This is a genomic window from Trueperaceae bacterium, assembly GCA_023954415.1.
GTDB lineage: Bacteria > Deinococcota > Deinococci > Deinococcales > Trueperaceae > JAAYYF01.
The window spans coordinates 209,645-222,435 of the sequence record JAMLIB010000002.1; the positions used below are offsets into that span (position 1 = coordinate 209,645).

Sequence of the window (12,791 nt, forward strand, 5' to 3'; positions counted from 1 at the left end):
CGTGGATCGGTGGGTAGCGGAGTTGCCGCCGGCCGCGTTCGCCATGGTGATGGCGACCGCGGTCATCGCCATCACGGCCCACGAACTCGGGATGCCGCTGCTGGCACGCGCGTTGGGCGTCCTCGCCATCGTGGCCTACGTGATCTTGTGGCTGTTGTTCGCCGTCCGGCTCGTGCGCCACCCGGCCATGGTCTACGGCGACCTCGTCGACCATGTGAAGGGGCCCGGTTATCTCACCATCATCGCCGCCACCTGCATCCTAGGCAACGAGGTCTATATCCTCTGGAGCGCCAAGGGACCGGCAACGGCGCTTTGCGCGGGCGGCGCACTCCTCTGGCTGATCGGCATCTACCTGCTGTTCACCGCCCTCACGGTGAAGCAGGACAAGCCCACTCTGGCGGAAGGCATGACGGGCGCGTGGCTCGTCGCGGTCGTGGCCACGCAGGCGCTGGCCGTGTTGGTGGCCACCTTGGCGCCGAGCACGCCCCAGCCGTTCCGGCTCGAGGCCAACTTCGTCGCCGTGTCGCTATGGCTGTTCGGCGGGATGCTCTACATCTGGATGATCTCGCTGATCTTCTACCGCTACACGTTCTTCCGGTTGGCCCCCGAGGACCTCACACCGCCTTACTGGATCAACATGGGCGCCATGGCCATCTCGACGCTCGGCGGGTCGGTCCTCATCCTGTACGCCGACGCTGTGAGGTCGCCATTCCTCGACGCCGTCCTGCCTTTCCTCAAGGGCTTCACCGTGTTCTTCTGGGCCACTGGTACGTGGTGGATACCCATGCTCGTGATCCTGGCGGTGTGGCGCCACCTCGTGCAGCGCTTTCCGCTGCGCTACGACCCGCTCTACTGGGGTGCCGTCTTCCCGCTCGGCATGTACGCGCTATGCACTCTCAGGATGGCGGAGGCCCTCGAGCTGAAGTTCCTGGCGGTCCTCCCAGAAGTGTTCATCGTCCTCGCGTTCGTCGCCTGGCTGGCGACGTTCGCCGGCCTCGCGCGCGCGATCGTCCGGGGGATCGTGGATGTCACGGCACGCTGACGGCCGCGACATCCCCGCGTCTAGGTCGTACTGGTGCGCGGCCGCCCGTGGGTCGTCGGCGCCGCGCTCGTCGGTCCCGGCCGACGGCGCGCGGGCGCACGCCGTCAGGGGGCGGGCTCGGCCTTGATGCGCGCGAGCAACGCGGCCGTCTCGGGGAGCGGTCGCACACCCAGCTCTCGCCCGAGGAGCTCCTCGCATACGCGGTACTGCTGCACCGCCTCGTCGCGTTTCCCGGCCGCCCAGAGGGCGCGCATCAGGTCGCGGTGGACCCCCTCGCGCAGCGGGTCCAGGTGGACCGCGGTCCGCAGGTGACGCACGCTGCCGCTCCAGTCGCCGAGCCCGCCCGCCCCGGCCGCGAGGCGCTGCAGGGCGTCGAGGCACGTCTCGCGCAGCACCTCGCGCTCTTGCCAGCACCACTGCGCGTACGGCTCATCCGCCATGAAGTCGCCGCGGTAGAGGCCTACGGCGGCCTCGCCGGCCGCCGCCGCGGCCGCGAGGTCTCCACGCGCCTGCGCCAGCGTCGCCGCCTCGGCCAGGCGCCGGAACTCCCAGGCATCCACACGCGCATCCTCGCCAGGGTCGAACAGGTAACGGTCGCCGTCCGTGAGCACGTGCCGGGGCGGCCCTTCATCACCATCGGGCTCGATCACCCGCCGCAACTCATGCACCAGGACGTAGAGCTGGCTCGCCTTGCTGCGCGGGTCGCCGCCCGGCCACAGCCACTCCACGAGGGCGTCCCTGCCCACCGAGGAGCCGTGCTGGGCGACGAGGATCTTGAGGAGCGTGAGCGTCCTCTTCCGCTTCACGGCCTTGGGCGGCACTACCTGCCCCGCGACACGAAGCTCGAAGGCACCGAAGGAGCGCAGGTCGAGGCGTTGGCGAGGGACGTCCACCTGCACGGCGAGGCCGATCGACGATCTGGCACCCACCCCCTCCACGGCCTGCCCCACCTCCGCCAGCAGCCGGCGGTACCGCTCCTGAGCCTGGTACCTGAGCCTGCTCGCGTGGATGGCGGGAGCGGCTGCCTCGGCCATGGCCTCGGCCAGGACGAGACCGCGCGTGGGGAGGACGTCGCGGTGCGTGCGCTGCCACAGCCAGGCGATGCCCCAGACGGTTCCGTCGGCCACCAGCGGGATGCACAGGTGCCGACCACCCATGCCGCTGCGACGGCAGGCGAGTGGCGGCTGAGCGAGCCGCCCGGCGTGCACGGCCACGCGGCGCTCTGCGACCACCGGGCAGCCCACGGGAGAACCGCCGTCCAGAACGGGGCATTCCGGCGGGCACTCGGCGGCGAGGAGCACGTGCCCGGCGGGTCCGCCACCCCCGGTGGCGGGGAGGAGCCGCAGTTCGCCTGCCTCGGCGCCGGTGGCGTCCACCATGCGCCTGAGGAGCTTGTCCAGTTGCCCCTCCAGTTGGGCGGCGGCGCCCATCTCCTCCGCCCCCTCCGTGAAGGACCTGGCCGGCGGCGCGACCATGGCCGCCTGGACGGCGCTGCCGAGTGGTCCGCTCAACCAGCCGAGGAAGCCGAGTTGGTGTTGCAAGTCGTCTCGTTCGCGCCGGAAAGCGAGCCCGATGGTACCTACGACTTCACCCGCGTGCACGAGCGGCACGCAGCCGTAGGCCCTGAAGTCGGCCTCCTTGACGCCCTCCCTGAGGTAGTCGGGATCGTCTCGCAGCGGCGCGCTCAGCACGGGGGCGTGCGTGGCGAGGACCTTCCCGGGAATCCCCTGACCGAGCTCGAAGCGCAGCTTCTGGCTGAAGGCGCCGCGGAACGGCCCCCGGTGGCCGCTGAGCACCAACGCCTGGTTGCCGGGCTCGGCAAGGAACAGTTCGGCGACGTCCGCGCCCGTCGCCTCGCGGATGAGCTCGAGGGAACGTTCGATGGCCAGCTCCAGTGGCAGTGTGGCGAGAGTCCCGACGATGGTCGCCTGCGCCGCGAGGTCGTCGAGCAGGCTCGGCTCCGCTGCCGGCGCCCCGCGCTTGCCCTGGGGTCGAGTCAAGCTGGCGATCGCGCCGCCACCCGGCGCCGGCAGGGCCGTGAGTCTACAGGTTACACGGCTACCGTCGTCCAACCGCAACGCAGAGGAAGCACGCAGCCCCCCTGCCTGCAGTCTGGCGAAGGCCGGGCAGTCCGGACCGCATACGCGCCGGCCGGCTGCGTCCGTGCCCCGCACGACCTGGTAGCAGGCGCCTGCCTTGGCGGCGCCAGCGCTCACCCCAAGCATGGCCTCCGCCCCGTGGTCCCACTCGAGGACCCGCTGCAGGCTGTCCATGACCATGCTGCCGTGCTGGGCTCGCGGTTCCAAGCTGCGCCTCCGGCCGGGTCCTGCCGGCCCGTGTTCGGCGCCACGCCTAGCGGGGCACACACTCGGTCCCTACGCCGCTCATGCGTGACCCACGCGTGGCGGAAGCGCGCTCACCGCCTTGGTGCCCACGCTTCGTTTCGACGGTTCAAGGATAGTACACGATGAAGGAGGACGCGCAGATGGAATCGCGAGCGAACGGACCCGCACCGCGCCTCGTGGGCGTGGACGAGGCGTTGGAACTGGTGCTCGACACCGTGGCACCGCTCGAGGTGGTGGAGTTGGAGTCGGCCGGCGCCCTCGGGCTGGTCCTGGCCGAGACGATCGTCGCCGACGGCGACTACCCGCCCTTCCCTAGGGCCATGATGGACGGTTACGCCGTGCGCGTCGAGCACGCCGGCCGTGAGCTGCCCGTTGCCGGCGAGGTGGCTGCGGGTCACGTGCCCGCCGGTCCGGTGCCGGAGGACGCGGTCGTCGCCATCATGACCGGCGCGCCATGCCCGGCGGGGACGGATGCCGTGATCCCGGTGGAGGAGGTCACCCACACCTCCAGCGGGGTGAGGTTGCCCACGTCCGTCGGGCGGGGTAAGAACGTGGCGCCTCGCGGTTCGGAGTGCCGCGCTGGCGCCGTCGTGGCGAGCTCAGGCCTGGTGCTCACGCCGTTGCTGGTCGCGCTCCTCGCCACGGTCGGGCGCACTCGCGTGCTCGTCAGGCGGGTCCCGACGGTCGCGATCGTCGCCACGGGCGACGAGCTCGTGCCCGCGGACCTGGCCCCGCACGGGGCGCAGATACGTTCGAGCAACGCCGCCATGCTGCGGGCGATGGCGGAGGAGCTCGGGATACGCGAGGTCAGCGTGTCGCACGTTGGCGACTCGCGTGACGAGCTGGTGGCGGCCTTGGAACGCCAGGGCTCGCCCGACATCGTGCTCCTCAGCGGCGGCGTCTCGGCAGGCCGCTACGACCTGGTGCCGGAGGCGATCTCCGCATGGGGAGCTCAGATCGTCTTCCGCGGCGTGCGCCAGAAGCCGGGCAAGCCCCTCCTGTTCGCCCGCCGGAGGGCCGCCTTGGTCTTCGGCCTGCCGGGCAACCCGCTCAGCGCCCACATGTGCTTCCACCGCTACGTGCGACCCGCCATCCGCAAGGCCATGGGACTCGACCCGCATCAGGCGGTGGACCACGGCAGGCTGAGCCGACCCTGGCAGGGCGACGCGGCGCGCACATCGTTCCAACTCAGCAAGGTGGAAAGCGACGAGGCCGGTTGGTCGGTCACGCCACTGGCAGGGCGCGGTTCAGCCGACCTGTTCTCGGCCGCGGCGGCCAACGCGCTCGTGCGTTTCGCGCCGGGCGCCGTGTCGTCCGCGGGTGAGGACGTCGCGTTCGAGTGGTTGGACGGTGGCCGGGGTGATGGTGTCTGGCCGGGGCGTCCGAGCGGGCCGGAGGACGCGCCAGCGGTCGGCGCCGCCGGCCACGCACACCCGATCTGGCGCCCCATCGCCGAACGCCGAAGCCGCCGACGCTTCCAGCCCACGGCAGTGCCCGCCCCCCTCCTGTCACGAAGCTTCGAGGCGGCGCGCTGGGCGCCGTCGGCCGGGAACGGCCAGCCGTGGCGCTTCCTCGTGGCCCATAACGGCGACGCTGCCTTCCAGCGCCTCGTGACGACCTTGAGACCGAAGAACCGCTGGGCCGAGCAGGCGCCGCACCTCGTCCTCGTCGTGGTCAAGACGCTACTCGAGCACCCCACCAAGCCGCCGAGACCCAACGAGCTGGCGCTGCTGGAAGGGGGCCTGGCGATCGGTAACCTGCTCGCCCAGGCGACGGCGGACGGCCTCCTCGTCCACCCGTTCGACGGCTTCGACTACCGGGCTGCGGCGGAAGCCTGGGCGGTGCCCGAGCAGTACCGCGTGGCGCTCCTCCTGGCCATCGGCTTCCCGGCCGACCCAGCCGGCTTGTCCGCCGAGGAGCGCGCCGAGGAAGAGCGTCCGCGGGAGCGTCTGCCGCTCACTGAGATAGTGTTCCAGGGCCGCTGGGGCGAGGCGCCCGGTCGGGCCCGGCCCGACGGTTGAGTTCAGCGCGGTGGTCGCGGCGCGCCCGCCGCGGGCACCTCGTCAGCCATCCGGGTATCGGGTGCCAGTGGCCAGAGGTCGTGTGGATCGAACCTCAGCCGTACGTTCTGCCCGACCGCCGGCCATGCGGCGCCGGCCCTTGCCGCGCGCGCCGAGCCGAACACGCGCGCCTCCACCATGTGACCTGCCCGCGTGCGCCCGCGCAGGACGGACTCGGCGCCCTCGCTTTCGACGCGCTCCACCCTGACCTCCACGAACCGGCCGTACCCCTGGCTCGCCACCGCACCTGCAGCCGGATCCGCCCAACCGAGGGCCTCCGGCCGTACGCCCAGCGTCACGGCCGTGCCAGGAGCGCCGAGATCCCTCGCCACTACGAGCGTCTCCTCACCCCAGCCAACGTGCGATACGGTAGGGCTGCTGCTCAGCACGGCGACCTCCAGGCGGTTCACCATGCCCACGAGGTCGGCGACGTAGGCGTCGGCGGGACGGTACAACAGGTCGTCTCCCGCACCCACTTGCACCACGCGCCCGGCCCGCATCACCACGATCACATCCGCCAGGAGCGTAGCCTCTACCAGGTCGTGCGTCACCAGCACCGATGGCACCCCCAGCCTCTCCAACATGGCAGCAAGCGCCGTGCGCAACTGCCGCCTGACGGGTTGATCGAGGGCGGCGAACGGTTCGTCGAGCAGGAGCAACCGCGGCTCGCTGGCCAACGCCCTGGCCAGGGCGACCCGTTGACGCTGGCCCCCCGAGAGCTCCGGCGGGCGCTTCTTGCCTGCGTCGCCGAGCCCGACGAGTTCCAGCAGTTCGTCCACGCGCCCCGGGAGCCTGTCCCTGAGTCCGTAGGCCACGTTCGCCGCCACGCTCATGTGCGGGAACAGGTGGTTGTCCTGGGGCACGTAGCCGACCCGGCGCGCCTGTGGCGGCAGGTCGATGCAGGCCCGGGCGTCGAAGAACCGCACGCCAAGAGCGTGAACGAAGCCTGCCTGGGGCCGCCGCAAGCCTGCGATGCTCTCCAGCGTCAGGGTCTTACCCGATCCGGAGGCTCCGAAGAGGGCGAGTCGCCGCCCCTGCGCCGTCAACCTAGGCGCGAGGTCGAAGCCCGGCAAGCTTAGTCGGAAGTCCAAGTCGAGCACGGCGCCCGCCGCGATATCTCCCGTGGCAGACACCACCTTTGTCACGCCAGGCTCCCACGTCGCACCGCGAGCCGGAAGGCGAACAAGAGGATGAACGCCGCCACGCACAGGAGGGCAGAGAGCGCGAGCGCGCTGTCGAGGTCGCGCTCCAGCGCGGCGTAGATGGCCAAGGGCAATGTACGCGTGCGACCCGCCAGGCTGCCGGCGAACACGATGGTCGCTCCGAACTCGCCCAGCGCGCGCGCCCACGCGAGCACCGTCCCCTCCACGAGGTGCGGTAGCGCCAACGGCAGAGTGACCCGCCAGAACGTCGTACGGCGACCCTTGCCGAGGGTCCAGGACACCGCCTCCAGCCGCTCCGGCACGGCCGCGAACCCCGCCTTCATGGTGCGGATGAAGTACGGTGCCGCCACGAACACCTGCGCGATGACGACCGCGGCCGTGGTGAACGGCAGCCGGACACCCATGGCGTCCAGCGGAGCACCGAGGAGCCCTTTACGGCCGAACACGAGGAGCAGGCTCACCCCCGCCACCACCGGCGGCAGGACGATGGGCAAGTCGATCATGGCGTCGAGGAGACCTCGGCCACGGAAGCGCCCCCGGGCGAGGAGGTGCGCCAAGGGAACGCCGAGGACGAGCACGATTCCCATGCTTACGGAGGTCGACACGAGGCTGAGCCGCAGCGCTTCGATGGCCGTCGGCTGGAAGACCTTCGGTAACGCGCCGGGAGCGAGGGCGCGCACGAGGAGGACCAGGGTCGGCAGCACCAGTAGCAGGCCGAGCACCACGCCCGCCGCGACCGCCAGGTACGGGCGTGGCCGCCCCCACCGCGCCGGGTGGCGTGGCTGCGCACCCGGCACCTTGTTCACGGTGCCGTGAAGCCGTGGCTCGCGAGCACCTCCTGGCCCTGCGGCGCGAGCACGAACGCAACGAACTCGGCCGCCAAGACCGGGTCGCTAGCCCCCCTCAAGGCGGCCTCCCAGTACTCCGCCCTGATGTCCGGTGCGTCAGGGAGGGGCAAGGCACGAACGGCGCGCAGCACGGCTGCGTCCGTGGCGTACACGATGGCCGCGTCCGCTTCCCCAAGCTCGACCTTGGCGGCCACCTGCCTGACGTTGGGCTCTTCCGAGACGAGGTTGGCCAGCACGCGCTCGGCGTACCCGGCACCGAACTGGGCGTCCAACCCAGCGAGCGCCAAGCGAGCGTAACGGCCCACGGGCACCTCAGGACCGGCGAGGACCAAGCGGACACCGGGGTCGGCCAGGTCGTCGAGCGAGACGATGGCCGAGTCGGTCGGCGTGATCACCACCAGCACGTTGCCTGCGAACACCGCCGGCACGCCCACGATCTCACCGGCGTCCGTGACGACCGCCATCTGGGCTGCATCAGCGCTGGCGAACACGTCTGCGGGCGCACCCTGCACGATCTGCATGGCTAGCGTCGACGAGCCCCCGAAGGACAGCTCCACGACCGTGCCGGGATGCTCGGCCTCGAACGCGGCCGCGATCTCCTCGAACGCCTCCGTGAGGCTGGAGGCGGCGAAGACGATCAGGTGGCGGTCGGCGGCCTGGCCGTGGGCGTACCCACCGGGAAGTAGCGGGCCGACGCAGAAGAACAGTATCGAGGCGACGACGGGAACCACTCGCCTTGGGCGGGTGGCTCGACACCGTTCGGGGAGGACCGCTCTGAAAGCCGACTGGAGAGCTAGTAAGGCCATGACAGAAGCTCCTCACGCCAGCCGCACGTGTGCAGGGCTACGCTCATTCAGCTAGGACGACCGGCCACTCAGGATACCTCTGCCACGACCGCCCTCAACTCACGATTCGTATGCTTTCGGAACCAATGTCTCGCAGGTTCTGTCCAGGCGTGGCCGCCCACCTGGACGTGGCCACTGCCTGGCCGATCCTGTCGCGGCACCGGCCCACCCGCCGTTGGATCTGCGAGGCGATCCCGGTCGTGATCGCCCCCGGCATGGTCCCACTCACGCCGGCATCACGACCCTGACAACGGCCCCGCCGCCCGCCCCGCGCCCAGCGCTCACGCTGCCGCCGTGCGCCTCGACGATGGCCTTCACGATCGCGAGCCCGAGCCCGCTCCCGCCGCCATCGCGCGCGCGGCTCTCATCCAGGCGGTAGAAGCGCTCGAACACGCGCGCCTCCGTGCCCTCCGGGAAACCCACGCCCGTGTCGGAGACCTCCAACACCACGTCGCCGCCGTCGCGCTCGACCCCGACCGCGACCCGACCGCCCGCCGGCGTGTAGCGCACGGCGTTGTCGAGCAGGTTCCCGAGTACCTGCAGCATCCGCTCCCCGTCCAGGAGCGCCGCCACGCGACCTTCGCCCGTCACCTCCACGCCGACGCCCTTCTCGGCGGCGCGTACCCGGTAGCCGGCCGCCGCCGACCTGGCCAGCTCCGTCAGGTCGAGCTCCCGCGGGTGCAGGGTCAGCTTGCCGGAGTCGGCGAGGGACAGCACGCGCAGGTCCTCGACGAGGCGGGTCAGGACCAGCACCTGGGAGTGCATGTCTCCGACCTCGACGAGAGTGAGAGGGGCCACGCCGTCCTCCAGCGCCTCCATGCGGCCCCGCAGCACGGTCAGCGGGGTGCGCAGCTCATGGGCCACGTCCGCTACCATGTCGCGGCGTTGCCGCTCGAGCCGCTGCAGGCTGTCGGCCATGGCGTTGAACGACTGGGCAAGGCGCACGGTCTCGTCCTTGCTCCCCTGGTGGCTCGGCGCCAAGGGCACCCTGGCCGTGAGGTCGCCGGCCGCCACGCTGTTCGCGGCCACGGCCACCCGCTGGATGGGCCTGGCGATGATGCGCGCGAGGAGCAGCCCCAGCCCGACGGCGAGCGCGAGGGCGAGCGTGGCCGTGCCGATCACGGTAGCGGCGCGCGCCTCGAGCGAGCCCCGCATGTAGGCGCCCAGGTCGCCGAGCGCCACCCATGAGCCCGCCCCCGCCTCGCCGCTCGGCGCCTGCAGGGGAGTGCCCGCCACGCTCGGCACCGGCGCCGAGGCTCCCGGGCCGCCCGACGCTACCGGCTCGGAGCCCGCCGCTTGCGCTCCGGGCTGAAGCTGTGCCTGGCCCCGCCCCTGGGCCACCTCCCAGGGCGGCACCGTGACCACCGCGACGAACCCGCCGGGTGCCCACCGGCGCGGGAAGAGGACGGCCCGCCCGACCTGCTCGGCGCTGAGCGGCGAGCGCTCGGAGGCGGGCAGCTCACGGTTGTCGCGCGCGATAGCGGCCAGCTGCGGCAGGCTCATGAGGAGCACCGTCACGAGCGTCACGCCGACGAACGCGAGCACCAGCCTCGTGCCGAGGCGCTTCACGCCACACCGGCGACGAGCTTGAAGCCGAGGCCCCTGACCGTCACCAGCTGGTCGCCGGCGCCGACGCTCGCCAGCTTCCGCCGCAGGTTCTTGAGGTGCGAGTCGAGGCTGCGCTCCAGGAGGTCGTGCTCCGGCAACGCCCGCTCGATGAGCTCGCCGCGGTCGAACAGCCGGCCCGGGGCGGCGGCCAGCGCGGCCAGGATGCGGAACTCCGTGGCGGTCAGGGGCAGGACCTCGGCGTCCGCGGCGGCCGTGCCCCGCGCCACGTCGACCCGCAGCCGCCCGACGCGCAGCGGCAGCTCACCGACGTCCTGGGCGTAGCTCCGCCGCAACACCGCGCGCACGCGCGCCACGAGCTCGCGGAAGGAGAACGGCTTGACGACGTAGTCGTCGGCGCCGAGGCCCAGGCCGAGCAACCGGTCGTCCTCCTCCCCGCGCGCCGTGAGCAGGATGACGGGCACGACGCTGCGGCTCCTGATGGCCTCAAGCACGTGGAAACCGTCGAGCTCGGGCAGCATCACGTCCAGCAGGACCAGGTCCGGGACCGCGGCGCGGAAGAGACGCAGCGCCTCGGGGCCGGTGGTCGCCACCTCCGTAGCCAACCCCTCGCGCTTCAGGTAGCCCTCGAGGGTCCGGGAGATGCCGCGTTCGTCCTCTACGATCAGGACCTTCATGCCAGCGCTGTCTGTCTCGCCCATACCCACGACGTTAGGGCGGCTCTGTGTAGTTCCCGTGAAGGTCTTGGCGGGGTGCCCGACGGTTCTCCCCACGGCCCATGACCCCGACGGAGGTGGCGTTGCCGACGCTCTCTCCCCCTCCTCCGAGTCTGCACACGCCGCCCCTAGCCTGCTGCCAGGCCGGGACCAGCCCCAGCGTGGGCGCCGGCCGCCCGAAGGGAGAGAACATGAGGAAGCGTTACCTGATCGTCACGCTCGGTGCGTTGGCCGTGGTCGTCGGGGCCGTGGCTCTGGCGCAGTCGGCCACCGACACGGGCGTCCAGGCAAGCCTCGCGGAGCTGCGAGGCAAGGCCCAGCGCCTGACCGCGCTCGCGCAGGTGCCGGCCGACGCGCGGCCCGAGGCGCAGGCGCTGCTCGACCGCGCCGACGCGCTGCGAGCCAGCGCGCAGGAGCTCGAGGTCGAGCGCCTGCAGGCGTACATAGCGGCCTTGGAGGCAGGCGACTCGCCGGCGGTGGCGACGCAGTCCGCCGCCGCGCAGGTCAGCGAGAAGACGGTGGAGCTGACGCGCCAGCAGGAGGCCTTGCGCACGGACGTGGAAGCGTTCCTGGCGGACCACCCGGAAGCGGCGAGCGCGTTGCGCATCCGCTCCAACCTGCTCGGCAACGGCGGGGGCAGCGGGCCAGGCGACGGCGCGTACGGGTTCGGCAGCCATATAGGCGGCCATATGGGCAGCCATATGGGCAGCCCCGGTGCCTCGAACGGGTTCGGCGACATGCGCCACGCAGCGCCGTCCCCCCAGGGCCAGCAGCAAGGCCAACCGCAGCAGCAAGGCCGGGAAGGGGGGCGCCGCTAGGAGACTAGCTACCCTGCAGCCGCCACACGCGAGACTAGGAGGCCGCCGCTACAGCTCGAGTAGCGGCGGCTCTATCACACCTTTGGGCTCAGGCACCGCTCCGACATGTACGAGCCGTCGACATATCGGCTGGACGTGTCGAAAGATCGCCGTTTTCTCGACATATGTGATATCCTGCCGGGGTGTCCGCTACTTCATGGGATCCCCGCTCCCCATACGACGGGTTGCCGGATCTTCCACCGCCTATGGAGCTCGAGACCCGCGCCGTGCTCAAGGCAACGGTAGCTGCTCGAGCCGCCCTGGCAGAACTGAAACAGGCCGCTAACCTCATACCGAACCAAGCGATGCTGATCAGCACGCTTCCGCTTCTCGAGGCCCAGGCCAGTTCCGAGATAGAGAACGTCGTGACGACTGCCGACAAGCTGTTCCAAGCGCTCTCGATCGACGAGAGCTCGGATCCTGCCACCAGGGAGGCGCTCAGGTACCGGGAGGCCCTGATCACGGGTTTCCGGGAACTAACCGGTCGGCCACTTGGGGTACGAACCGCTGAGGCGATAGCCACTCGCATCAAAGGCGTAGAGATGAGCGTGCGCACGTTCGAAACCGTCATCATCGCCAACCCAGTCTCACGCGATGTGATCTACACACCACCAGAGAGCCACGCCCGTCGTCGAGAGTTGCTGGCGAACTGGGAGCGGTTCATGCACGATGACGAACCGGCTTTGGACCCGCTGATCCGCTTAGCCGTCGGACACTACCAGTTCGAAGCGATCCATCCCTTCACGGACGGTAACGGCCGCACAGGGCGAGTCCTGAACAGCCTCTACCTCATCGAGGCAGGGCTACTGACGCTTCCGGTGCTGTATCTGAGCCGGTACATCCTCGCGAACCGCCCTGCCTACTACCGGCTGCTACTCGCGGTCACTTCCGATTCTGCCTGGGAGCCTTGGCTGCTCTACATGATTCGAGGAATCGAGGAGACCGCCAGCTGGACCCTCGAGAAGATCTCTGCGATACGCGGGTTGATGGACTCAACGCGTGACTACGTCAGGACACAGTTACCCCGCATATACACGCGCGAACTCGTGGATGCCATCTTCGAACAACCCTACACACGCATAGGCACGATGGTCGAGAATGGGTTGGTCGGGCGCCAGACAGCATCGCGTTACCTCAAAGAGCTGGTCCGAATCGGGGTACTTTCCGAGCGCAAGGTTGGGCGCGACAAGCTGTTCATCAACACGCGCCTGCTGACGCTCCTGACGACAGAAGCGGCCGAACTCGTTCCATTCGGGTAACACGCCTACTCGGACTCGACCGCGTGCCGCTACAGCCACGGCACGAGCATCTGTCGAATAACGGGCGATATCTCGACAAGTCCCGCCCGA

General features: G+C 70.5%; 10 protein-coding genes. 4 read left to right on the plus strand and 6 right to left on the minus strand.

The annotated features are described in order from the left end of the window. The first annotated feature begins 1 nt into the window (after position 1). Complete coding sequence (locus tag M9914_03370) at positions 2 to 1,042, plus strand: tellurite resistance/C4-dicarboxylate transporter family protein (GenBank protein MCO5173208.1); 1,041 nt, start codon at positions 2 to 4, stop codon at positions 1,040 to 1,042. Positions 1,043 to 1,146: 104 nt separating this feature from the next. Here the strand turns inward: M9914_03370 and M9914_03375 are convergent, their stop codons facing one another. Next, a complete protein-coding gene (locus M9914_03375; GenBank protein ID MCO5173209.1) occupies positions 1,147 to 3,348 on the minus strand; it encodes a GAF domain-containing protein in 2,202 nt (733 codons plus the stop codon). Between the two features lie 161 nt (positions 3,349 to 3,509). Between M9914_03375 and M9914_03380 the strand changes: the two genes are divergently transcribed. Next, positions 3,510 to 5,408 (plus strand): molybdopterin-binding protein, encoded by a 1,899-nt coding sequence (locus M9914_03380; GenBank protein MCO5173210.1) that lies wholly within the window; start codon positions 3,510 to 3,512, stop codon positions 5,406 to 5,408. Positions 5,409 to 5,410: 2 nt separating this feature from the next. Here the strand turns inward: M9914_03380 and M9914_03385 are convergent, their stop codons facing one another. The 5 genes from M9914_03385 to M9914_03405 form a co-directional block, all read right to left on the minus strand. After that, complete coding sequence (locus tag M9914_03385; GenBank protein MCO5173211.1) at positions 5,411 to 6,592, minus strand: ABC transporter ATP-binding protein; 1,182 nt, start codon at positions 6,590 to 6,592, stop codon at positions 5,411 to 5,413. Next, positions 6,589 to 7,407: an ABC transporter permease gene (locus M9914_03390; protein MCO5173212.1), complete on the minus strand. Its 819-nt coding sequence runs from the start codon at positions 7,405 to 7,407 to the stop codon at positions 6,589 to 6,591. Before M9914_03390 ends, M9914_03385 begins: the two co-directional genes overlap by 4 nt. Positions 7,408 to 7,412: 5 nt before the next feature. Then, on the minus strand, positions 7,413 to 8,189 hold the full coding sequence (gene modA / locus M9914_03395; GenBank protein MCO5173213.1) for a molybdate ABC transporter substrate-binding protein: 777 nt from the start codon (positions 8,187 to 8,189) through the stop codon (positions 7,413 to 7,415). 339 nt (positions 8,190 to 8,528) lie between these two features. Beyond that, positions 8,529 to 9,872 carry an ATP-binding protein gene (locus M9914_03400; GenBank protein MCO5173214.1) on the minus strand — a complete coding sequence of 448 codons (1,344 nt, stop codon included), beginning with the start codon at positions 9,870 to 9,872 and terminating at the stop codon, positions 8,529 to 8,531. After that, positions 9,869 to 10,570 (minus strand): response regulator transcription factor, encoded by a 702-nt coding sequence (locus M9914_03405; protein MCO5173215.1) that lies wholly within the window; start codon positions 10,568 to 10,570, stop codon positions 9,869 to 9,871. Before M9914_03405 ends, M9914_03400 begins: the two co-directional genes overlap by 4 nt. Before the next feature lie 206 nt (positions 10,571 to 10,776). Here M9914_03405 and M9914_03410 point away from each other — a divergent pair, with 206 nt between their 5' ends. Next, complete coding sequence (locus tag M9914_03410; GenBank protein MCO5173216.1) at positions 10,777 to 11,403, plus strand: hypothetical protein; 627 nt, start codon at positions 10,777 to 10,779, stop codon at positions 11,401 to 11,403. 245 nt (positions 11,404 to 11,648) lie between these two features. Continuing rightward, positions 11,649 to 12,701: a Fic family protein gene (locus M9914_03415; protein MCO5173217.1), complete on the plus strand. Its 1,053-nt coding sequence runs from the start codon at positions 11,649 to 11,651 to the stop codon at positions 12,699 to 12,701. Positions 12,702 to 12,791: the final 90 nt, after the last annotated feature.